Below are 20,534 nucleotides of genomic sequence, written 5' to 3' on the forward strand. Positions count from 1 at the left end.
TCGATGCGGTTGGTCTTTCATCCTCATACGCCTCACCGCTTCCCCGGTGCCATAAGCCCCTCAGCATTAAAGAAGTTATAAAAGCTATCAACGGCAAACAAAATCCGCCAGGACTCTTCTTCGGGACGTCCATGGCGGATTCTTTTTGCGGTTTTTCAGCCGGATTTATTTCCGAAACCTATTTCTTGGTTAATGCCAGCTCTTGCAGCGCCAAATTCAGCCTCAGCACGTTCACTCTCTTTTCGCCGAACACGCCCAGGTCGCGCCCCTCGGTATTTTTTTCGACCAGCTGCTTCAGCTGCTCCTCGGAAAGCTGCCGGAGTGCGCCGATTCGCGGAATTTGCGCCTCGGCGGCCGCAGGCGAGATGTGCGGGTCAAGCCCCGAGCCGGAATTGGTGATCAGGTCCACCGGCAGTTTGCCGATCGGAACCTGCGGATTTTCCTTTTCCCACCGGGCGACGGAAGCTTGAACCCGCTTGAGCAGCTCCGGATTGGACGGGGCATAGTTGTTGGAACCGGAACCGGCGGCGTTATTGTCGATGCTGGAGATCCGTCCCTGGAAAAACGATGGATCGGCAAACGTCTGTCCGATGAGCTCCGAGCCCACCGTTCTTCCTGAGCTGTCCTTGATCATGCTGCCGTTGGCTTGATGCGGGAAAATCAGCTGGGCCAGCCCGGTGCTGGCCAGCGGATAAGCAAGCCCGCAGACAATGATCAGCAGCAAGCTGGAGCGCAGCGCCATCATCCAAATGGAGCCGTGCGGCATTTCTTCGAATTTCGCCGTTGTTTTCATTGGATATCACCCTTTTTCATATCGTCGATAAGGAATGTTCCCTTTTTTTTCTCTGCCATTAAAAATCAATCTCCATGGTCAGATCCACAGATGCACGACCAGATCGATCAGCTTGATGCCGGCAAACGGGGCGATGACGCCGCCGAGCCCGTAAATCATCAGGTTTCGGCTCAGCAGCCGCGCCGAGCTCATCGGTTTGTATTTGACCCCTTTCATCGCGAGCGGAATCAGCAGCGGGATGATGACCGCATTGAAAATAAGCGCGCTGAGGATCGCGGACAGCGGAGAACCCAGCCCCATCACGTTCAGCGCCTTCATCTGCGGAATGGCTGCCATAAACATCGCCGGAATGATCGCGAAATATTTGGCGACGTCGTTTGCGATGCTGAACGTCGTGAGCGCGCCGCGCGTCATCAGCAGCTGCTTGCCGATCGCCACGACTTCGATGATTTTGGACGGGTCGGAATCCAAATCGACCATGTTGGCCGCCTCCTTGGCGGCGACGGTGCCGCTGTTCATCGCGATCCCGACGTCCGCCTGGGCGAGCGCCGGCGCGTCGTTTGTTCCGTCCCCCGTCATCGCAACCAGCTTGCCTTCGGCCTGCTCGCGGCGGATGACGGCGATTTTGTCCTCCGGCTTGCTTTCGGCGATAAACTCGTCGACGCCGGCTTCGCGGGCGATGGTGGCCGCCGTGAGCGGGTTATCCCCCGTGCACATGATCGTTTTGATGCCCATTTGGCGCAGCTGCCCGAAACGTTCCTTCATCCCGGGTTTGACGGTATCCTTCAAATGGATCAAACCGTAGATTCGGCTGCCGACCGCCACGGCCAGCGGGGTGCCGCCTTCCGACGCAATCGCGTCGGACTTCGCCGCCAAATCCTCCGGAATGCTGCCGCCTTGGGCGAGCACCCACTGCCGCACCGCGTCGACCGCGCCCTTGCGGACATGCCGCCCGTCCACCAAATCGATGCCGCTCATGCGAGTTTCGGCTTTGAATTCAATAAACTCGCCGCCGGCCGCCACCTCGGCATCATAAGCAAGCTGCTGCTTTTTCATCAGCTCCAGAACGGATCGCCCTTCGGGCGTCTCGTCCTTCAGCGAGCTGACAGCCGCCCAATACGCCGTTTCGGCCGGCGCCGCTCCCCCAACCGGGATAAATTCGCTCGCCATCCGGTTCCCGTACGTGATCGTTCCCGTTTTATCAAGGATCATCGTGTTGATGTCGCCGGAGGCTTCCACCGCCTTCCCGGACATGGCCAGCACGTTGAACTGCGTCACCCGGTCCATCCCGGCGATCCCGATCGCGGACAGCAGGCCGCCGATCGTCGTCGGGATCAGGCAGACAAGCAAAGAAATGAGCACCGGAATATCCAGCGAAACGCCCAAATGCTTGGCAATTGGCGCCAACGTGACGACCACGATCAAAAAAATCAGCGTCAGCGTGGTCAGCAGCGTATTAAGCGCGATTTCGTTCGGCGTTTTCTGGCGCGACGCGCCTTCGACGAGCGAGATCATCCGATCGAGAAACGACTCCCCGGGGTCGCTGGTGATGACGACCTTGATCCGGTCGCTCACGACCCGGGTTCCCCCGGTCACGGAGCTGAAGTCGCCGCCCGCTTCCTTCATGACCGGAGCCGATTCCCCGGTGATCGCCGATTCGTCGACCGACGCGAGCCCTTCGATGACCTCGCCGTCGCCCGGAATCATTTCGCCCTGGGATACGACGACGACGTCGCCCTTGCGCAGCTCCGTCGAGTTGACGACTTTGATTTCGGAACCGACGCATTTGTTCGCGGTCGTTTCCTGTTTCGTCTTTTTCAGGGAGTCGGCCTGCGCCTTTCCCCGTCCTTCCGCCAGCGCCTCGGCAAAATTGGCGAACAGGACCGTGAACAGCAGAATCAGGAACACCGCCAAATTAAAGCCGGTGCGACCGGTCGTATTGAAGTAACCCGGAAACAGCACCATCAGCAGGACGACGAACGTTCCGACCTCCACGACGAACATGACAGGGTTTTTCATCATGACGACCGGATTCAGTTTGATGAAGCTGTCCTTCAGCGCCTGCTTTGCGATGTTTCCCGTCAGCATGCTTTTTCGTTTTCCTTCCATGGTTTTTCCACCTCGTTTATTCAATCGCTTTGAGCTTTTTACGGGGATGCTTCCCGCGAAACCGCTCCCGCGTCCATTTTCCAAACAACCGATTCGGCCTTACATCGTCAAAAACTCCGCGATCGGCCCCAGCACCAGCACAGGCAGGAAAGTCAGCGCCCCGATCAGGAGCACCGTTCCGACCAAAATGCCGGCAAACAGCTTCGTGTCCGTCCGGAAGGTGCCGATCGATTCGGGAACGAGCTTCTTGCCGGACAGCGAGCCCGCCACCGCCAGCAGCGCGATGATGGATACATACCGTCCCAGAAGCATGACGAGCCCCGTGCTGACGTTCCAGAACACCGTGTTATCCCCCAGCCCTTCAAAGCCGGAGCCGTTGTTCGCCGCGGATGACGTATATTCGTACAGCGATTGGCTGAGCCCGTGATACAGCGGATTGGACAAGGCGTCCGTGCCGAGATGCGTCATAAACGAAACCGCCGTCGGCGCCAGAATGATCAGCGGATGCGCCAGGATCGCGACGGCGATCAGCTTCATTTCCCGGCTTTCGATTTTTTTCCCAAGAAACTCCGGCGTCCGCCCGACCATCAGGCCGCAAATGAACACGCCCAATATCGCGTACATCAGCATGTTGACAAGACCGACGCCTTTGCCGCCGAAGACGACGTTCAGCATCATCTCCGCCAGCGGAGCCAGTCCGCCGAGCGGGGTCAGCGTATCATGCATGTTGTTGACCGAACCGGTGGTCGCCGCGGTCGTCACGGCCGTGAACAGGGCGGATTGCGCCACGCCGAAACGAACCTCTTTTCCTTCCATGCTGCCCTGCGAGGCATCGATACCCAACTGATTGATCAGCGGGTTGCCGCTTTTTTCCGATACGTACGTCAGGGACAGGAACGCCAGGAACAGCACCATCATGGCCGAAAAGATGATCCAGCCCTGCTTGCGGTTGTTGGCGAAACGCCCGAACGTGTACGGCAATGCGGCCGAAATCGTCCACATGCTCAAAATTTCGATGACATTCGTGAGCGGACTCGGATTTTCAAACGGATGCGACGAGTTCGCTCCGAAAAAACCGCCCCCGTTCGTCCCCAGATGTTTGATCGACTCCAAGGAGGCCACCGGCCCCATCGCAATATGCTGCACCGCTCCGCTTAAAGTATGGACGGTCACTGTCGGATCAAGCGTTTGGGGCACCTTCAACCCCACAAGCACCAGGGTGACGATCAAGGCCAGCGGCAGGAACACCCGGACATGCGCCTTGATGAAATCCTCGAAAAAGTTGCCCAGCCCGCCTTCGCGGCGCGTGATGCCCCGAATAAAAGCGATCGCCACGGCCAAGCCGGATGCGGCCGAAGTAAACATCATCATCGTGATAACGATCATCTGCCCCAAATACGACATGCCGCTTTCGCCGCTGTAATGCTGCAGGTTCGTATTGGTCATGAAACTGATGACGGTATTGAAGGACAAGCTGGCGTCCATGTTTCCCGTCCCGTTCGGGTTGACCGGCAGCCCGCCCATCAGTCTCAGCACCGCGTAACTTACGGCCACCAACACGATGTTGGTTGCGATCATGCTCAGGGCGTATGTTTTCCAGCTCATTCCCGAGCGGTTCCGAAGGCCGATGATGGCGTAAAAAAGCTTTTCCACGGGACCGAAAATCCGGTCCGTCCGATTCGGTTCATTAGAAAAAACGTGGTAGATGTAACTGCCGACCGGTTTAACCAATAGCAGCAGCACCACGATCACGATGCCAATCTGCAACATATCCAAAATCGCTTCCTCCTCTTCAAACGCGGATGAAGGCGGCTTCGCCTTACCCGCACAGCCTTTTTTTAAAACCGTTCCGGATGGATCAGGGCATACACCAGGTAGATGAACACAAACGCCGTCAGCATTATTACCACAATCATTTGCCGTCTCCTCCCCCGTCCACGATATGGCCGCACCACATCAGAAACAGCAAAAATATTCCGAACACGCCCGCCAGCGTCAATATCATGAAAAGGTCCATCATGGATCAAACTCTCTCCTTTTTCTGCCCGGCTGCCTGCCTTTTGCAAGCTCCGGACATTTCTTGCTTCAGCCTTCCGCATCCTGTTTCAATCGTCCAAACCGTTACTTCAGCAAAAAACCGACCTCGCCGTTTAGCGTATGAATGACATGGTCCGCCCCAAGCCCCCGGTAAATGCCCGGCGAATGATGCGCCTGGGTGATCACGTAGATGGGACACGGCGTCCAGGGACGGCAAATTTGCAGGTATCGGCACGTTAGATTCAAGCTGTTCTCGAATATGAAAATCCGGCCGATCCGCCCTTCGGGAACAACCCACTCATCCGTGTTGTTGGTGTGAAGGCGGATGATTTTGGGCACTCCCAGCTTCCTCAGCTCCCGTTCTTCTTTCGCATTGTTCGTCAGCGCGGCGAAAGGCCGCTTGAGATACATCAGAAGCTTGATAAAATTGCGCCCGGCTTCGTTCGGAGCCGTCACAACGATGAGCTCTTCTTTCACGGCTTTCGCCTCCTTTTTTCGATGAATCGGATTCGAATGAATATTTCTTGCAGTAACGGAAACGGCGATTCAGCGGTTTTTACGTTCCGATAGAATGGAAAAAGCCGCAGGAAAGAGGATCTTTCCCGCGGCTTCAAAAATCCATGACCAAAGAAAGCCATGAATATATGCTCACGACAAATGGGGCCTCTCCCTATACGCTTACGAGGTTAGCTGACGGATTAGGGCGTGAGAGTCGCCCTTCCCTCGTCCGGTACGGACAAAGGGATTCACCCCGGCGCCATCGGCAAATTGGATGCTTACGGCGCGTTGGTTCCCCCGATTCCGGCCGAAGCCGGAATTCAGCGTTAAAGACGTTTCATTTTTTTATAAGCTGCTTATTTTTCGTAGTTAAGACAACAAAAAACCACAGAGGTCATTAGGTCCCCTGCGGTCGATCTGCATCGATCACAAGTTTCATCATTCCTCTCCCATACGACGCTTACGAGGTTAGCTGACGGATTCGAGCGGTGAGAGTCGCTCTACCCGTGATGACGGATCCATGGCATCCGGTCACGGGATTCACCCCTGCGGCCTGCCTGCCGTCCGACTCTCACACCGGACGACGGGAGCGCGCGATTGGTTCCCCCGATTCCCGTTCCTGAACGAACGGAAACTCAGCGATTCAAAAAATGGAAACATGTTGAATTACGATTTGAATCATACACCTGCGCGCATCGGCATGTAAAGGCAGCGCGAAATCGCTATTCACGTAAAATGGCGGCCTTAATGCGCAGGTTATCGCTTACAAAAGCATTTATCTCCGTTAAACTCTCGCATGCTCTCTATTTTCTTGTTTTTGACGCTTGATGAAGCGGCCTGCCTTTTCCGGCCTATTATGTACGCAAGCTATTTCCGCAAACAGACGAAGAACCGTGGCAAAATGAGAAAACGGGAGAAAAACAGCCGTCATCGCCAGATTGCCATCGACACGGTCCGATTTCGGCAAAGCCCGGCCTTTCACGATTTACATTTCATTTTACAAACGCTCTGCCGTCCGTTATTATAAATGCCAATTACTTGAGGAGTTTGCAAAAATCCAAGGAGGTAAAAATCCTGAAATCCTAGTACCTTTAAACAATCACGCGCTGAATTCCCGCTACCCGGGAAACGGGGGAACCATCCGGCCGCCACGGCCGCGGGGTGAATCGCTGGGCAACCTGCGTAGGGCTTCTCCCGGCCCGAATCCGGCAGCTAACTCCGTAAGCGACAAAAGGAGAGAAATCTATGCTTCATACCGAATCCGACACGGAGCCACTGGCTGTCCAGGGGACGATTCGCCTGCATGCCATTGAGTTGTTCGTAATTCATCTAACAAAAAAGAACCCGAGTACCTTTTGCGGTTTCGGTGATCATTACAGGGTATTGATGCGGATTGTGACAAGCGGAGGCTGCGGCTGGGGGGAAATGTACTTCAACGAAGGGAACCGGCCGGTAGATTGGACCGCGTGGGCTTCATGGTTCGAACAGGTGTTGCATAGGAATTTCAAAAGCGTTTCGAGCATCGAAACCGGCTTGATTTCAAATCTGCGCCCATTCCATCTGGCAAGGCTCCATCTGTTGTGCGACGCCCTTCAAGGACTTTCGGGCACGAGCGGCCGAGGTCTGGGAGCTGAGGGCGAACAGGTGGAGCGCAGCATTTTAATGAACACGGCCGAAGCCTATGTCTCATTATTTTGAAGCGGAGCCCGCAAAAAACTACAGTTTTTGCAACATCCTGAACGCATCGTGACGACGTAAAAAAACCGAAACAAAACAAAAAATCCCTGCAAAACAGGGATTTTCTCGTCGTTCTGATTATAAATGCGGTAGAGAGGACTCGAACCTCCACGGGCGTACGCCCACTACCCCCTCAAGATAGCGTGTCTGCCATTCCACCACTACCGCGCATCAACTTTTTCAGCAACTCTGTTATTATACACCGATAATTATGAAATGTAAATAGTTTATTCCTTTTTACGGGTCAGATCCCGGGCAAAAGTTCTTCTTGCGGCAAAAGGGGGTGTAAAACCAGCCCGCTTATTCCTTTAAAAGCTTGCTTAATTTGGCGACGGTATCGCCGTCCGCCGCCGGAACGTTGAGCGTAACGGTCAGATTCGGTTCATCGGACATGATAAACGAGACCTGCTCGAATGTGAGCTTGCCAACAGCCCGATGATAATTGATTTTTTCCCCCTCGGGACCGTTTAATACGTCATGCCGCGGCCACCACGCCCTGAAATTCTTCGCTATTGCGGCTTAATTCCCCGATCATGTCCGTCCACCATGGATCGCCGGCGTATTTGAGCTTGCCCGAAACTGCGCCAGCCGGTGCCGGGCATGCGATTCCCAATGTTCGCGAAGCAGTTCCCGGACATCCGGGGAAGTAAACGTACGCCAGACGGAGTTGCGTTCGCGCGCTGACATCGTTTCATACCCGCCGTACAGCATACTGGCGATCCGGTTCCATGCCACGATATTCAGACGCTGGTCGGTCACGTAAGCCGGGCTTGTTCCCTGCAGATCAAGAAACCGCTGAAGCGCCGGCGAAATTTCCGGGGCAACCTGCGTTGATGCAGCAGGGTACTGCTGCAGGGCAAGGAGAAACATTTCATTCCACTACTAAAAGAGGCTTTGCTCTACAAGCATAGCCTCTTTTAATGCAAGCGCCCGCGACGTCATCCCATGATGCCCCTGCCGCGTCGGCCTACTACCGCCCGGCGGACACAGCTGCGATCGCCTGAATATCCTCCATAAGCTGAACTCCGCGGAAAGAAGACAGGGCGGGCCTAACCCCGCCTCTTGCCCGAATTATTTTGACTCGAGCCATCCGCGTTTCTTCTGCTATTTTCGAAAAATGGCTAAAGCCCTCGCGCAGGATGATGCATACCGTTGCCTCGGCCTTTGCACGTTCAAAGGTCACTCGCCGTCCGACTGCATTTTTCTGTACCGCGTAAAGTCGATATATTCTTTTATGAATTCTTTTTCCTTCTCGGACAACGGAGGACCGTCATCATCCCATTCGTATGTACCCGTGTTTTCTTTTAAATGAAAAGGCTCCTGCTCTTTGCCCAAAATCAACCAATCCAGGCTTACCTCAAAAAAGGAGGCGATTTCCACGAGCTTATGGGTGCTGGGCGTCGACTTTCCCCTTTTCCAGTCCCCCAGATTCCCCGTGCTGATGCCGAGCTTTTCGCAAAACGATTTTTTCGTCATCCCCCGCATTTTGATTAACGATTCGATTCGATCGTAAATGGATTGCATATAAGACCGCCTTCCAAAATTTCTTCTGACGACGCATTTAAGTAATTTTTGTCTTGCAATATGACGTAAAAAAGTATATACTTTTCTTTATGCTGAAGTAATTATAACATACTGATAATTGGTGTCATAAGTTTATTCCCGTTTTCGTGCAAATCTCATACACCTTTGTTCACCCCTCCGTCAGACTGAAACGAGAAAGTCTTACTTACCTGCGATACGAGCACTTCCAATTCAAAAAGAGGGAGCGACCTTCGTTGCATAAAACAAGCTTCACTTTTCCCGAAATTATCGATTCGTTAAAGCAGGCCGTCGCGATCGTTGATACCAAGGGCTGCATCGTCTCCGTCAACCGGGTTTGGCTCCAAAATTCGATCGAAGCGGGCATCCCCGAATCGTTCGAGTGGTTGGGCGTCAGTTTCATGCAGATTTACGCCGCGCTTTCCGAAGCCGACGGGCAGCTTCCGATCGATCTGGATTCCGTGCTTAACGGAACGCAGCCGTATTTTCGCGATGAAATCCAGTCCTCTGCTCACCGCCCGGTAAAATGGTATTTGCTTGAGGCCTCGACCATTTTTCATGATGACCGCACCACCGTCAAAGGAATGACCGTCTGCTTCACGGACATTACGAAAAGCAAAATGATCGAACATGACCTCATGGAAGCCTTGACCAAAATTCGAACGCTTCGCGGCCTCCTCCCGATCTGTGCAGTATGCAAAAGAATCCGCGACGAGCACGATATTTGGAATTCCGTCGAGAGCTTTCTCCAAAAACATACGCATGCGGAGTTCACCCATGACATTTGCCCGGACTGCATCCGGCGCCTGTACCCGAAATATTCCTCCGTGTTGGACGGATCATCCTACTCCTAACCGTCATCCAGCTGCATCTTTGTACCGTATACATAACCTTCGTCCGCGGCATTGCGCATTCTTCCATTTTCAGGAAGACATCATTGACGAATTCTTTTCACATGAATATAATTGTTACAACAATTAATTTAAAGGGGTGTATCTCTCTGAAAAGGTCCAAATTGACCCACCAATCGATCGGTTTCCGTTTCGGCAACATGTCGCGTAAAATGTCCTCGCTTTTTGCAAGCAGACTGAAGCCTTACGGCATTACGCCCGAGCAGTGGACGGTTCTGTACCAGGTATATCTTCAGGAAGGGATCAACCAAAAAGAGCTGGCGCTCCGATCCGGCAAGGATCAGCCCTCCATCACCCGGATCCTCGACGTTCTGGACAAAAAAGGGTTCATCCAGCGCAAACCCGACCCGGGCGACCGCAGAGCCTATTTGATCTACGCCACCCCGGACGTGAAGCAGCTCATAAACGAAACCGAACCGCTCGAGCTCAGCTTGAACGACGAGTTGATCGCCGGCATTTCGGACGAACAGCTGCAGACGCTCGACCAAATCATGAAACAGATCAATGCCAATATTGACCGAATATTCGTAGAGTAGGAGCTAACGCATCATGAAAGACATCAAAGACAAATTATGGACGCGGGAGTTCATCATGCTGACGGTTTGCAACCTGCTGCTGTTTTTGAACCTGCAGATGATATTGTCGCCGCTATCGGGATACGTCAAGGAACATTTTCACGCAGGCGCGCTGACGGTCAGCTTATTTACGACCATGTTCGCTTTATCCGCCATCGTCTCCCGCCTTTTTTCGGCCAAGGCGCTGGAAAAAGGAAAACGCAACGCCATTCTTTTTCTCGGGCTCGTCCTTGCCCTTCTAGCCACTTTGGGCTATTTGTGGAGCAGCTCGCTGGCTTTGCTGCTTGCGATGCGGATCGTGTTCGGCGTCGGCTTCGGCATGGGAAGCACCACCCTTCCGACGATGGCATCCGGCATCGTTCCGGTCCGCCGTTTGGGCGAAGGCATGGGCTATTTCGGCTTGTCCACCAGCATCGCCTTATCGCTGGGGCCGGTTATCGGAAGCACGATACTCGACAAGCAGGGGTTTCCCGCCCTGGTCTACGCGACGCTGATCGTCATCGCCCTCATTTTCCCGCTCGTCTATCCGCTGGCGAAAAAGGTAAAGCAGCCCGATCCCGCCGCCGTGCCGAAGGAGTTTTCGGCCGTGCCTCAAAAGAAAGGATTCCCGAAGGCGCTGTTGCTGCCAAGCCTTTTGAACCTGCTCATGTCCGTGACCTATGGGGGGCTGCTCAGCTTCATGAACCTGTTCGGCAAAGAGGTCCATTTGGCCAACGCTTCGCTGTTCTTTTTGTTTAATGCGGTAGCCGTCATTTTAATCCGGCCGATTTCCGGTAAAATTTATGATAAAAAAGGACATAAAGCACTGCTCATTCCGGCGGCGGCATGTTTGATCGTCGGGCTGTGGCTGCTGTCCTATTCGACGTCGACCTGGTTTCTCGCGTTGGCCGCACTCTGCTACGGGCTTGGGTTCGGAACGCTGCAGCCGACGCTGCAATCCTGGATGCTTCAGCTGGTTCCGCCGCAGCGTCAGGGGATGGCGAACAGCATGTATTTCAATTCGCTGGATTTGGGCGTCGCGGTCGGCGCCCTGATTTTGGGACAGATCGCCGCTTTCAGCACGTACGGCACCATGTACCGCTATTCTTCGCTGTTCCTTGGCGTTTTCATCGCGGTTTACGTTTTGTATCTGCTGACCCGGCCGAAAGAAGGAGAACAGGCGTCGCCGAAGTTATCCCCGGACAATACCTCGATCAACGGTTAAACCCTCAAGCCTTTCCGCATGCGGCGGAAGGGCTTTTTACTATATTGAGCGTCATTGGATACAGGCAGATCCCCCTTTTAATCCCGGACAAAACGCTTCTCAAAGCGATAAATGAAATTATGGGTGATTCTCCGTACGCTTTCCCATATAATGGTCTTAAGATTTATTGCAGCCGCGCCATCCATTTTGAAAACGCTTACTCAAGACAGGATGACCGCGGCTCTCGTCCTCCAACCTTGAACCGCTTTTGCCGGCAATGGCCTGAATCGCTTTTACCTCATCCCGACGACTCGCACATAAGGAGATGAAACGATGCGCAACCACCGGATCACCACTTTCTCGGATTTGCTGTACCCGAACGGAACCTTGATGCAAAAAGGGTATTCGACCAAGGCGGTCATGCGCTACAACCGCAAACAGATCAAAGCCCCGCCGTGGCGGATCAAGGAGTGGGATTTTTACCAGGTGCTGAACGACGACTTCTGCCTGCAGCTGACCATCGGCCATACTTCTTACGCGGGCGAACTTTCCGTGATGCTGATCGATTTGAATGAGAAAAAGACATACGCGGTCAGGGAAATGCTGGCGCTGCCGTTCAATCGGCTGAGGATGCCGGCTTCCGCAGAGCATGGCGATTTGGCCGTGCGCCGCAAAAATATCGAGATGAGCTTTGAAGTATACAAAGGCGGCCGGCGGCTGCGCTGCCGCACCCGGAGTCGCCGTGCGGGGCAGCCTGTGGACATCGACCTCGAGCTTTGCCAGCCCGATTTGGAATCGCTGGTCATCGCGACGCCGTTTGACGAAAATCCGCGTTATTTTTACTACAACCACAAAATCAACTGCATGCCCGCCAGCGGCACGGTCAACATGGGCGGCCGGACCATCGGGTTTGAGCCGGAAACGGCCTTCGGGCTTCTCGACTGGGGACGCGGCGCGTGGCCGTTCAGCCACGAATGGGTCTGGGGCAACGGCAGCGCCTGGATCGGCGGCAAACGGTTCGGCTTCAACATCGGCTTCGGGTTCGGCAATACGGAGGCCGCCACCGAAAACATGCTGTTTTACGACGGAAACGCCCATAAGCTAAACGAGGTGTACGTGGATCTGGCGGCAGGAGGTTATATGTCCCCGAAAACCATCGCCAGCGACGACGGACGGTTTGAAATGGATTTTGAGCCGTTGTACGACCGTTATACGGAAACGAAAATGCTGTTTGTGGACAATCGCTGCCATCAGATCTTCGGACGGTTAAACGGCAAAGCCGTCCTGGACGACGGTACCGTCATCGAAGTGAAAGACATGCTGGCTTTCGTCGAGCATGCGGTCAATCATTGGTAACCCGCACCGTGTACAAAAACCTTCCGGATTGCCGGAAGGTTTTTTGATGCGGCTTGTAACCAATAACCTTAACCTGTTTGGATCATGAAGCTCACCGAAAATCCTTTCTAACGGTGCCTTCTGTCTAAGGCATCCACCTTGCATGTAATACATAAGGGAAGCTAAACCGAAGAAAGCAAATAAACCGCTACCTTCGGTTTGTATTCGACATTATGTTATATTAACTAACATAAATCATTTGCATTATAACAAAAATTCAGGATCACATTGACAAATGGAAATTTATATGTAATATTATTTTACAAATCTCTATTATACCGAGGCAAATCCGAAATTCGTGTTACATTATATAACATTTATATATCTTAGCGTTTCACTTCACTTTGCTTAACCTATTTTTCACTGGGGGTGACTGTTTTGAATGACAAAAGCACCAAATTACTTGATTACGTGCAAATGCTGGATCATGACTTGTCGGTTGGAAGCTTCAGCTGCCTACTGGACTTAAAAAATCGCATCTCGGATGGACGCATCCAAACGCAACCCGAACTTGAAGGATTTTTCCTGCATCCCATGACGGACCGTTTGGTACGACAGGACGGCGCCGCGATCCAAGCCATTTACGAGGCTGCCGAGCTGCTGGATATCCCTTCGATCGCCCGGATCGACCGGCTGCTGCTCGGCCAAACTTTAAAGGCGCAAGAACTCGAAGCCGCAAGCAAACAGGGCAAAAAGCTGGTAAAACTGGCGCAGGCCCTATATCCTTTTCTAAACCTCGCCGTACTGGAGGAAATGGTCCATAACAACATAACCCCCGCCTGTCTGGCTACCGTTCACGCTTACATCAATTATCAATTGGGCACAAGCTGCGACCGAGCCGTGTACGGTTACATGCAGTCCGCGGTATACGCATGCGTTTACGGTACCGCCCGCCCCCTGAACATCCCTCGTCCGGAAGCCAGGATGCTGGCCGGCAAATGGACAGCCGAGATGGAAAAAGCATGGCTGCTCGAAAAAGACGTTCTGACGAAAGAACGTTTTGAATCCAAGGCAAGCAGCCCTCATATCGCCTAAACGACGGGCATGAACTTCTTCGACCCCGCTTTCGTCGAGCCTTGTTTTCAAGCCGGCAGTCTAATGCTTCGAGCAGTATATCTCCCCTTAATCCATGCCGCAAATACCACAAAAAGCAAACGATCCACCGACGAATTGCCATAATCCGTAACTTGCTTAGCCGGAATGCAATTAAATGATCAAAATTCCATTTTATCGTAAAAAAGCACACCTCTTGCTGCCAGGGAAATAAGCACCTAAAGGGAAATCGGCCCCTCCTGAAACAGCGCGAGTGCGCTTTTTTTATTTCATTATTAAACACAAAAAAACCCTTGGCTTCGCAAGGATTGTCGTTGTTATATTATGGTGCGGTAGAGAGGACTCGAACCTCCACGGGCGTACGCCCACTACCCCCTCAAGATAGCGTGTCTGCCATTCCACCACTACCGCACGTTTGAGAAATGAAAAACTGGTGAGCCATGAAGGACTCGAACCTTCGACACCCTGATTAAAAGTCAGGTGCTCTACCAACTGAGCTAATGGCTCTCGCTGACTCACTAAGATGTGCGCCAAAATTTCTAGAAGCCCACGCTTCCCTTCGCTCGAGACTGCGACGCAATCCCATCGAAGTTAATGCTTCGACCCTTTTGGGTTCTTACCCCCAATCGAAGCAATATTGAAAGATGACCCGTAGGGGATTCGAACCCCTGTTACCTCCGTGAAAGGGAGGTGTCTTAACCCCTTGACCAACGGGCCATATCATCAAGCGTGACAACAAAAATTATCTTAACAGAAATTTTGGGACATGACAAGTGTTTTTTTGAATTTTTTTTAATTGTTTTTGGACGGGCATTTTCCCCCGTTTGAATGAATAAGTTCGACTTAATCATGGCATCTTAGGATTGATATGTCATCACCGGGATGATCTCGTCCCGGACCTAAAAAATACACATCAAAAGGAGATTAAAACCATGGCTAAACCTGATGACCGCTCCGATAACGCGGAGAAACTCCAAAACGCCATCGACAATACGCGCGAGAACATTCAAAAGACAAACGACTACCTGGATGAGCATGCCGATGAAATCTCCGGGAAGGAACTTCACAATCTGCAGCATAAAAACACGAAACGCGAAAGAGCCATCGAAGGCTTTGAAGCCGAATATCAGGATGAAAAGAACCAATAAGTTTGACGGAGGGTTCTCATCCCTTTACACAAAAACTCCCTACGCTATCGCGCAGGGAGTTTTTCGATGTATGTCAGAACGGAGAGAGAGGGATACCCTCCCTTCGGTCGGGACTGCGACGCTGTTCCTACCGATGTCTACGCTCCGACGCCCCCTCTTCGAGGGTTCTCATCCCTTTACAGCAAAGGCTCCCAGCGCAATAGCGCCGGGAGCCTTTATTCGATGTATGTTCAACGGAGAGAGAGGGATTCGAACCCTCGCACCGCTTACGCAGTCTAACCCCTTAGCAGAGGGTCCCCTTATAGCCACTTGGGTATCTCTCCAAGATACTGGCTCCCCGAACAGGACTCGAACCTGTGACAACTCGATTAACAGTCGAGTGCTCTACCGACTGAGCTATCGGGGAACGTTTTCAAGATGGTGACAAGTAATAATTTATCACGATTTTTGGGGCGAGTCAAGCGTTGCCTGCCGCAGCCTGCCCCTGCATTTGCCGCATCGAAAACGTCTCGTATCGACCTTCCGCTTGCGCATATATTTCATCCCGCACTCCTGGCATAGGAGCACGTAACGGTACGGCTGCGTTTTTCTGCCCCCGCGGCTCTGAAGCGCGCTGCAGAACCGGCTTCCCCCGACATGCCGGAGCAGCGTTTTGAAATCGGGGTCGCGATGCTTGTACCCTTTTCCGGCCAGATGCAGATGGTAGTGGCAGAGCTCATGCTTGATGATTTTCTCCACCTCTTCCCTGCCGTTTTCCGCCAGCTGATGCGGGTTGATCTCGATGTCATGGGTATGCGTAAAATAACGTCCCCCCGTAGAGGACAGCCTTGCGTTAAATGACGCCCGATGCCTGAACGGTACGCCGAAGCTTTCCAGCGACACGCGCTCCACCCAAGCCTGAAGTTCTTCATTGCTCATCATCGCCATGTCCTTACCGAATGCTCCCTTTCCATCTATTTGCACGGACATGTCATTTTTCCGCACAGGAATCTACTTGAATTTTAACTTCTCCCTAAGCTACACTGTCAAGTAAGGATTGTTTTGACCGATCTGCAAGCCTATGCAAGCAGCAAGTACGGAGGGAGAAACTTCATTATGCCAAACATGCGATACGTTATTCTACAGCTGGGAGACAAGCTCCAATACGTGGAGATGCCTGCCGATTATGCCTATCAGCTCAGCGCGCTGAATTTGAGGCTCCATAAGGAAGTCAGCAAGCTCACCGCGCAAGGAACGCCGGACCTGCCGCTGGCCGTGGCCGAATGTGATCAGCTCGAGCTTCTGCAGGAGACTTCTTCGATCGTGAGCGGTCTCGATTATATCAACGAATTGGAGAAGTCCTTTGCTTCCCTCGACGAAACGAATTATCCGCTCATTTCGCTGCTCACGGAAATCCGTGCCCTGCAGGCGCAGCTGGAGCAGTGGTACGAAGAAGAAGCCGTCTGATCCCCTTCTCATCGTTGAAGCGGCCCGCAGGCGTGCCTTGAGGATCTGACGGATAGAGATGTTCAAGAACCGAAGCCGAAGCCGGCTTCGCCCGTTTTTGGCTGCCGGCTTTCCCGTCAATTTAACGATGTAGACCTGCACGCTTTGGGCGTCTCCCCCATATGCTATCCATACAGACGGTTTTAGCAAGAGGAGGAGATACCCTTGCCGCAATGGCTCTGCAATCAACTGACACGCGCCTTCCGCAAAAAGGACAGACGCCAAATCAAGCTGCTGAACGACTGCTGGTTTTTTTACCGGAATTCAGCCAGCGAGGGCTCGGATCACTCATAGGCTTTGACATCCATAACGAAAGCAAAAAATGCCAAGCCGGACGGGAATCGTCCGGCTTCTTTTTTATGTCGTATCCATATATATGGCGATATCGTTTCGCAGTAGGGAAAATGAGCCGCGAAAACCGGCCCTTTGCCGCTTATTCAAAGCTTCTTGTCGCCGGCCAGGAGCCCTGCAGTTTGCTCAATAATATGATCTGCCCGGTATGGTAGGCATCATGTGTAATCAAGCTCATAAACCGCTGGGGATTCGCTTCGAGTTCCTCCTCCGGCAGCCGCTCCAGCTCGCTTTGCAGCGCCGTATGCACATCCACAAGCCTTGACTTGACCTGCTCCCACTCCTCGCTGCCGGCTTTCGGAATCCGGAACGTTTCATCGTTGGTTAAGTTGAATACTTCCGAAGTCCCCCTTAACCGGGCGAGCAAGCGCTCCTTATAATACAACAGGTGCTGTACGTTTTCCCAAATGCTGTTGGCCGCCCCTTCCGCGGGTTTCCACACCGCCTGCTCGATTGATACATTCTGAAGGGCAGACTGCAGCGGCGGATACCAATCTTCTTTTTCCATGCAAGAATCCCAATATTCCAGCAGCAGATTCCGGATGCTCATTCCATCGCCTCCATTCGTTTGTAACCACCATATTCCAACACGGTGGTTACAACGACGATAACATACATATTCTTCCTGCACAAGCGCAAGTTTGTTTTAAACGATTTTTCTCCCGGCGGTTCGCAGCCGGAGATGGCAAAAGCAATCCGCGATTGCTACAATGCTCATATAGAAAGGATGATTCTCGCGATGCTTTGGGATGATTTAGTGAACAGCCATTGGCATGATTGGCGGGGCAGCGGACGCGAGGAGGACCGTCTGGAGCAGGAGAAATGGCTTCGCCGTTTTATGCAGGAAGACGGCATTACGGCCGCCAACCTTCCGGACAAAAAGGAATTGGGCGAGCTAAAAAAGCTCCGGGCGTTTCTGCTGGAGCTGATTCGTCAGATCGTTGCCGGCGAAGGGTTGACCGACCTTCAGATCGCCATGCTAAACGGCTGGATGGAAAAAGAGCCGGTGCATCGCAAGGTGACCCGTTCCGCCGATCAAACGGTAAGCCTTGCGTATATTCCGGCCAACGCCAATTGGACGCAGAGTATGGCCGAAATTGCAGCCTCCTTTGCGTCCGTGCTGGAAAAAGGCGAAACGTCCAGAATCCGCATTTGCGGCAATCCGGACTGCCTTTGGGTTTATTACGACGATACGCGCAACCGCTCCAAGCGGTATTGCGACGATAAAATGTGCGGCAATCTGATGAAGGTTCGGCGTTTTCGAGCCAAAAAGAAGCTCTCCGCCCTAACTTCAGCCGACGCGGACCAAACCGCTAAAGAATGACGAAACATTTTAAAAAAAGCATGCTTAAATAAGCCCCGATCATCCGATTTTTTTGACAGGGGCTTATTTGTTTTTCCGGTCTATTACTGCTGGTCTTTCGGCTTGCGCATCGTCAGCCCGACGCGGCCTTTTTTCAAATCTACGTTCAGCACCCACACCGTTACATTGTCCCCGACGGAGACGACGTCCATCGGATGTTTGACGTAACCTTCGCTAAGCTGCGAGATATGGACAAGTCCGTCGCTTTTGATGCCGATGTCCACGAATGCCCCGAAGTCGATGACGTTGCGCACCGTACCCTGAAGCTCCATGCCCGGAGCCAAATCCTCGATCTTCAGCACGTCCGTGCGGAAGATCGGCAGCGGAAGCTCCTCGCGCGGGTCGCGGCCCGGACGCTGCAAGCTTTCCAGAATGTCGCGCAGCGTCGGCACGCCGACGTCAAGCGCTTCGGCGAGCTGCCCTACATGCTGCTGCGCCAGCAAATCGGACAGCTCCTGCGTCCCCAGCTTGTCCATGCCGATGCCCAGTTCCTTGAACAGACGGTCGACCACCGGATACGATTCCGGGTGGATCGGCGTCCGGTCGAGCGGGTTCTCCCCATCGGAAATCCGGAGGAAACCGACGCACTGCTCATACGTTTTGGCTCCAAGGCGAGGCACGTTTTGCAGCTGCTTGCGGCTGAGGAATTTGCCGTTCGAATCGCGGTATTTCACGATGTTTTTCGCCAAGGTCGCGTTGACGCCGGCCACGTAAGACAATAGCGAAGGCGAAGCCGTATTGACGTCCACGCCCACATGGTTTACGGCCGATTCCACGACAGCCTTGAGGCTTTCATCCAAGTGTTTTTGCGATACGTCATGCTGGTATTGCCCCACGCCGATGGCTTTCGGTTCGATTTTGACCAGCTCCGCAAGCGGATCCTGCACCCGGCGGGCGATGGAAACCGCGCTGCGTTCCGCCACGTCCAGACCCGGGAATTCCTCCTGCGCCAGCTTGGACGCCGAATACACGCTCGCTCCCGCTTCATTGACGATCAGGTACGCCAGGTTCGAATCATGCAGCTCTCCGATCACCTCGGCCACGAACTGCTCCGTTTCGCGCGAAGCGGTGCCGTTGCCGATGACGATCAGCTCGATCGCATATTTGTTGATCAGCTCGCGGAATTTGTCCGCGGCTTCTTTTTTCTTATTGTTCGGGGGCGTCGGATAGGTGACCGCCACTTCAAGCAGCTTGCCCGTCTCGTCGACCACGGCCAGCTTGCATCCGGTCCGGTACGCCGGGTCCACGCCAAGCACGCATCTTCCTTTGACCGGCGGCTGCAGCAGCAGGCTGCGCAGGTTGCCGGAGAAGATCGAGATCGCCTGGTTTTCTCCTTTTTCCGTCAGCTCGGCACGGATTTCCCGCTCGATCGAAGGCGCGATCAGGCGCTTGTAGGCATCTTCAATAACCGCCGTCAGAATCGGCTGCACGACGGACGGCCCCTTGACCGTCTGGCGGGCCATAAAGTTGTGAATCGGCTCCGCCGATACCTCGAGCCCTACCTTCAGCACGTTTTCGCGTTCGCCCCGGTTGATCGCCAAAATCCGGTGAGGCGGCATTTTTTTCGCAAGCTCGCGGTAGTTATAATAATTTTCGTACACCGATTCCTGCTCCGCGTCTTTGGCTTCGGAAGTCAGCATGGCGTGATCCATCGTATAACGGCGCACCCACGAGCGGATCGTTGCGTCATCGGCCATGTTTTCCGCCAAAATGTCCATGGCGCCGGCAATGGCTTCATCCGCGTTTTCCACGCCCTTTTCTGCGTCGACGTATTTGGAAGCTTCCTGCTGCACATCCCCCTGCTTCGGCTGCCCCATGATCCACTCCGCCAGCGGTTCAAGGCCTTTTTCCTTCGCGACGCTGGCCCGGGTTTTCCGCTTTTGCCGGTATGGACGGTACAAATCCTCCACTTCCTGCAGCTTGACCGCCTTCTCGATAGCCGTCTTCAGCTCGCCCGTCAGTTTGCCCTGCTCGTCGATGATCCGGATAACCTCGCGTTTCCGTTCCTCCAAATTGCGCAAGTAATGGACACGCTCTTCGATGTCGCGCAGCTGGTTTTCGTCCAGTTCCCCGGTCATTTCCTTCCGGTATCTCGCGATAAACGGAATGGTGTTCCCTTCGTCCAAAAGCTCGACCGTCGTGCGGATCTGCTTCAGCGAAAGCTGCAATTCCTTTGCGGTCTGCGAAATGATGCGTTCCTGTTCTTTCGCTTTCTGTTCTTCCGTATTCATGTCGACTACTGCCTTTTCCGTCATTGATAAATCCCTCTTTCCCGTTCGATTCGCCTGGTTCGGCGATATTTCAAAGTCCGTAGATTCGTTCGTTTATTGGCGCTTTTTATGCATTTAAGTTCG

20 protein-coding genes, 6 tRNA genes, 1 pseudogene and 3 riboswitches are annotated in these 20,534 nt (G+C 53.4%); of the genes and pseudogenes, 11 read left to right on the forward strand and 16 right to left on the reverse strand.

Annotated elements, in window-relative coordinates; translation table 11 throughout:
- Positions 1–178 precede the first annotated feature (178 nt).
- The 5 genes from kdpC to GQY55_RS15455 form a co-directional block, all read right to left on the reverse strand.
- On the reverse strand, positions 179–793 hold the full coding sequence (gene kdpC / locus GQY55_RS15435; RefSeq protein WP_052147174.1) for a potassium-transporting ATPase subunit KdpC: 615 nt from the start codon (positions 791–793) through the stop codon (positions 179–181).
- Between the two features lie 78 nt (positions 794–871).
- Entirely contained in the window at positions 872–2,902 is a 2,031-nt protein-coding gene (kdpB, locus tag GQY55_RS15440) for a potassium-transporting ATPase subunit KdpB (protein ID WP_160042755.1), read from the reverse strand.
- 99 nt (positions 2,903–3,001) lie between these two features.
- Entirely contained in the window at positions 3,002–4,678 is a 1,677-nt protein-coding gene (kdpA, locus tag GQY55_RS15445; RefSeq protein WP_160042756.1) for a potassium-transporting ATPase subunit KdpA, read from the reverse strand.
- 62 nt (positions 4,679–4,740) lie between these two features.
- A complete protein-coding gene (kdpF, locus tag GQY55_RS32085) occupies positions 4,741–4,818 on the reverse strand; it encodes a K(+)-transporting ATPase subunit F (RefSeq protein WP_373309237.1) in 78 nt (25 codons plus the stop codon).
- 205 nt (positions 4,819–5,023) lie between these two features.
- Positions 5,024–5,416 (reverse strand): hypothetical protein, encoded by a 393-nt coding sequence (locus tag GQY55_RS15455; protein ID WP_160042758.1) that lies wholly within the window; start codon positions 5,414–5,416, stop codon positions 5,024–5,026.
- Between the two features lie 184 nt (positions 5,417–5,600).
- Positions 5,601–5,773, reverse strand: a riboswitch (cyclic di-AMP (ydaO/yuaA leader).
- A 105-nt stretch (positions 5,774–5,878) separates the two neighbouring features.
- Positions 5,879–6,088: riboswitch (cyclic di-AMP (ydaO/yuaA leader) on the reverse strand.
- A gap of 166 nt (positions 6,089–6,254) precedes the next feature.
- On the opposite strand from GQY55_RS15455, the gene GQY55_RS31435 reads away from it, so the two are divergent.
- The gene (locus GQY55_RS31435) at positions 6,255–6,464 is read left to right on the forward strand and encodes a hypothetical protein (protein ID WP_236575637.1); all 210 of its coding nucleotides are present in this window, start codon (positions 6,255–6,257) and stop codon (positions 6,462–6,464) included.
- A gap of 67 nt (positions 6,465–6,531) precedes the next feature.
- A riboswitch (cyclic di-AMP (ydaO/yuaA leader) is annotated at positions 6,532–6,679 on the forward strand.
- 3 nt (positions 6,680–6,682) lie between these two features.
- Positions 6,683–7,135, forward strand: a complete 453-nt coding sequence (locus GQY55_RS15460; RefSeq protein WP_160042759.1) for a hypothetical protein — start codon at positions 6,683–6,685, stop codon at positions 7,133–7,135.
- Positions 7,136–7,259: 124 nt separating this feature from the next.
- On the opposite strand, the gene GQY55_RS15465 is transcribed toward GQY55_RS15460, so the two are convergent.
- From GQY55_RS15465 to GQY55_RS15475, 3 genes and pseudogenes are all read right to left on the reverse strand, one after another.
- Positions 7,260–7,342, reverse strand: a tRNA-Leu gene (locus GQY55_RS15465).
- Between the two features lie 132 nt (positions 7,343–7,474).
- Positions 7,475–8,044, reverse strand: a pseudogene (locus tag GQY55_RS15470) (MmyB family transcriptional regulator).
- A 309-nt stretch (positions 8,045–8,353) separates the two neighbouring features.
- The gene (locus GQY55_RS15475) at positions 8,354–8,698 is read right to left on the reverse strand and encodes a helix-turn-helix domain-containing protein (RefSeq protein ID WP_160042760.1); all 345 of its coding nucleotides are present in this window, start codon (positions 8,696–8,698) and stop codon (positions 8,354–8,356) included.
- A gap of 254 nt (positions 8,699–8,952) precedes the next feature.
- On the opposite strand from GQY55_RS15475, the gene GQY55_RS15480 reads away from it, so the two are divergent.
- From GQY55_RS15480 to GQY55_RS15500, 5 genes are all read left to right on the forward strand, one after another.
- On the forward strand, positions 8,953–9,570 hold the full coding sequence (locus tag GQY55_RS15480) for a PAS domain-containing protein (protein ID WP_160042761.1): 618 nt from the start codon (positions 8,953–8,955) through the stop codon (positions 9,568–9,570).
- A 197-nt stretch (positions 9,571–9,767) separates the two neighbouring features.
- A complete protein-coding gene (locus tag GQY55_RS15485; RefSeq protein WP_160042825.1) occupies positions 9,768–10,163 on the forward strand; it encodes a MarR family winged helix-turn-helix transcriptional regulator in 396 nt (131 codons plus the stop codon).
- Between the two features lie 13 nt (positions 10,164–10,176).
- The gene (locus GQY55_RS15490; protein ID WP_160042762.1) at positions 10,177–11,406 is read left to right on the forward strand and encodes an MFS transporter; all 1,230 of its coding nucleotides are present in this window, start codon (positions 10,177–10,179) and stop codon (positions 11,404–11,406) included.
- Between the two features lie 312 nt (positions 11,407–11,718).
- Positions 11,719–12,741 carry a DUF2804 domain-containing protein gene (locus GQY55_RS15495; RefSeq protein ID WP_201452166.1) on the forward strand — a complete coding sequence of 341 codons (1,023 nt, stop codon included), beginning with the start codon at positions 11,719–11,721 and terminating at the stop codon, positions 12,739–12,741.
- A gap of 417 nt (positions 12,742–13,158) precedes the next feature.
- Positions 13,159–13,815 carry an urease accessory protein UreF gene (locus GQY55_RS15500; protein WP_160042763.1) on the forward strand — a complete coding sequence of 219 codons (657 nt, stop codon included), beginning with the start codon at positions 13,159–13,161 and terminating at the stop codon, positions 13,813–13,815.
- Positions 13,816–14,158: 343 nt separating this feature from the next.
- Here GQY55_RS15500 and GQY55_RS15505 read toward each other — a convergent pair.
- The 3 genes from GQY55_RS15505 to GQY55_RS15515 form a co-directional block, all read right to left on the reverse strand.
- Positions 14,159–14,244 (reverse strand) — tRNA-Leu (locus GQY55_RS15505).
- A 20-nt stretch (positions 14,245–14,264) separates the two neighbouring features.
- Positions 14,265–14,340: transfer RNA gene (locus GQY55_RS15510), tRNA-Lys, on the reverse strand.
- 138 nt (positions 14,341–14,478) lie between these two features.
- Positions 14,479–14,550, reverse strand: a tRNA-Glu gene (locus GQY55_RS15515).
- Between the two features lie 215 nt (positions 14,551–14,765).
- On the opposite strand from GQY55_RS15515, the gene tlp reads away from it, so the two are divergent.
- A complete protein-coding gene (gene tlp / locus GQY55_RS15520) occupies positions 14,766–14,981 on the forward strand; it encodes a small acid-soluble spore protein Tlp (RefSeq protein WP_160042764.1) in 216 nt (71 codons plus the stop codon).
- 234 nt (positions 14,982–15,215) lie between these two features.
- On the opposite strand, the gene GQY55_RS15525 is transcribed toward tlp, so the two are convergent.
- The 3 genes from GQY55_RS15525 to GQY55_RS15535 all read right to left on the reverse strand — a co-directional run bounded on the left by GQY55_RS15525 (position 15,216) and on the right by GQY55_RS15535 (position 15,899).
- Positions 15,216–15,304: transfer RNA gene (locus tag GQY55_RS15525), tRNA-Ser, on the reverse strand.
- 7 nt (positions 15,305–15,311) lie between these two features.
- A tRNA-Asn gene (locus tag GQY55_RS15530) sits at positions 15,312–15,387 on the reverse strand.
- 32 nt (positions 15,388–15,419) lie between these two features.
- A complete protein-coding gene (locus tag GQY55_RS15535; protein ID WP_160042827.1) occupies positions 15,420–15,899 on the reverse strand; it encodes a SprT family protein in 480 nt (159 codons plus the stop codon).
- Between the two features lie 177 nt (positions 15,900–16,076).
- On the opposite strand from GQY55_RS15535, the gene GQY55_RS15540 reads away from it, so the two are divergent.
- Both GQY55_RS15540 and cmpA read left to right on the forward strand, forming a co-directional pair.
- A complete protein-coding gene (locus tag GQY55_RS15540; protein WP_160042765.1) occupies positions 16,077–16,427 on the forward strand; it encodes a hydrolase/acyltransferase in 351 nt (116 codons plus the stop codon).
- Positions 16,428–16,631: 204 nt separating this feature from the next.
- Positions 16,632–16,760 (forward strand): cortex morphogenetic protein CmpA, encoded by a 129-nt coding sequence (gene cmpA / locus GQY55_RS15545; RefSeq protein ID WP_160042766.1) that lies wholly within the window; start codon positions 16,632–16,634, stop codon positions 16,758–16,760.
- Between the two features lie 139 nt (positions 16,761–16,899).
- Here the strand turns inward: cmpA and GQY55_RS15550 are convergent, their stop codons facing one another.
- A complete protein-coding gene (locus GQY55_RS15550) occupies positions 16,900–17,367 on the reverse strand; it encodes a DinB family protein (protein ID WP_160042767.1) in 468 nt (155 codons plus the stop codon).
- A 189-nt stretch (positions 17,368–17,556) separates the two neighbouring features.
- On the opposite strand from GQY55_RS15550, the gene GQY55_RS15555 reads away from it, so the two are divergent.
- On the forward strand, positions 17,557–18,141 hold the full coding sequence (locus GQY55_RS15555) for a CGNR zinc finger domain-containing protein (RefSeq protein WP_160042768.1): 585 nt from the start codon (positions 17,557–17,559) through the stop codon (positions 18,139–18,141).
- 83 nt (positions 18,142–18,224) lie between these two features.
- Here the strand turns inward: GQY55_RS15555 and GQY55_RS15560 are convergent, their stop codons facing one another.
- The gene (locus GQY55_RS15560; RefSeq protein WP_160042769.1) at positions 18,225–20,435 is read right to left on the reverse strand and encodes a Tex family protein; all 2,211 of its coding nucleotides are present in this window, start codon (positions 20,433–20,435) and stop codon (positions 18,225–18,227) included.
- Between the last annotated feature and the right edge of the window lie 99 nt (positions 20,436–20,534).

The sequence above is a fragment of the Paenibacillus sp. USDA918EY genome, assembly GCF_009870825.1.
Taxonomy (GTDB): Bacteria; Bacillota; Bacilli; order Paenibacillales; family Paenibacillaceae; genus Paenibacillus_AQ; species Paenibacillus_AQ albilobatus.

Coding starts and splice junctions, on each gene's coding strand:
- GQY55_RS15540 (WP_160042765.1), top strand. CDS start 16,077: ATGCCAAACATGCGATACGTTATTCTACAGCTGGGAGACAAGCTCCAA.
- kdpB (WP_160042755.1), bottom strand. CDS start 2,902: ATGGAAGGAAAACGAAAAAGCATGCTGACGGGAAACATCGCAAAGCAG.
- GQY55_RS15495 (WP_201452166.1), top strand. CDS start 11,719: ATGCGCAACCACCGGATCACCACTTTCTCGGATTTGCTGTACCCGAAC.
- GQY55_RS15560 (WP_160042769.1), bottom strand. CDS start 20,435: ATGACGGAAAAGGCAGTAGTCGACATGAATACGGAAGAACAGAAAGCG.
- GQY55_RS15460 (WP_160042759.1), top strand. CDS start 6,683: ATGCTTCATACCGAATCCGACACGGAGCCACTGGCTGTCCAGGGGACG.
- GQY55_RS15490 (WP_160042762.1), top strand. CDS start 10,177: ATGAAAGACATCAAAGACAAATTATGGACGCGGGAGTTCATCATGCTG.
- GQY55_RS15485 (WP_160042825.1), top strand. CDS start 9,768: ATGTCGCGTAAAATGTCCTCGCTTTTTGCAAGCAGACTGAAGCCTTAC.
- GQY55_RS15535 (WP_160042827.1), bottom strand. CDS start 15,899: ATGAGCAATGAAGAACTTCAGGCTTGGGTGGAGCGCGTGTCGCTGGAA.
- tlp (WP_160042764.1), top strand. CDS start 14,766: ATGGCTAAACCTGATGACCGCTCCGATAACGCGGAGAAACTCCAAAAC.
- kdpF (WP_373309237.1), bottom strand. CDS start 4,818: ATGATTGTGGTAATAATGCTGACGGCGTTTGTGTTCATCTACCTGGTG.
- GQY55_RS15550 (WP_160042767.1), bottom strand. CDS start 17,367: ATGAGCATCCGGAATCTGCTGCTGGAATATTGGGATTCTTGCATGGAA.
- kdpC (WP_052147174.1), bottom strand. CDS start 793: ATGAAAACAACGGCGAAATTCGAAGAAATGCCGCACGGCTCCATTTGG.
- GQY55_RS15555 (WP_160042768.1), top strand. CDS start 17,557: ATGCTTTGGGATGATTTAGTGAACAGCCATTGGCATGATTGGCGGGGC.
- GQY55_RS15475 (WP_160042760.1), bottom strand. CDS start 8,698: ATGCAATCCATTTACGATCGAATCGAATCGTTAATCAAAATGCGGGGG.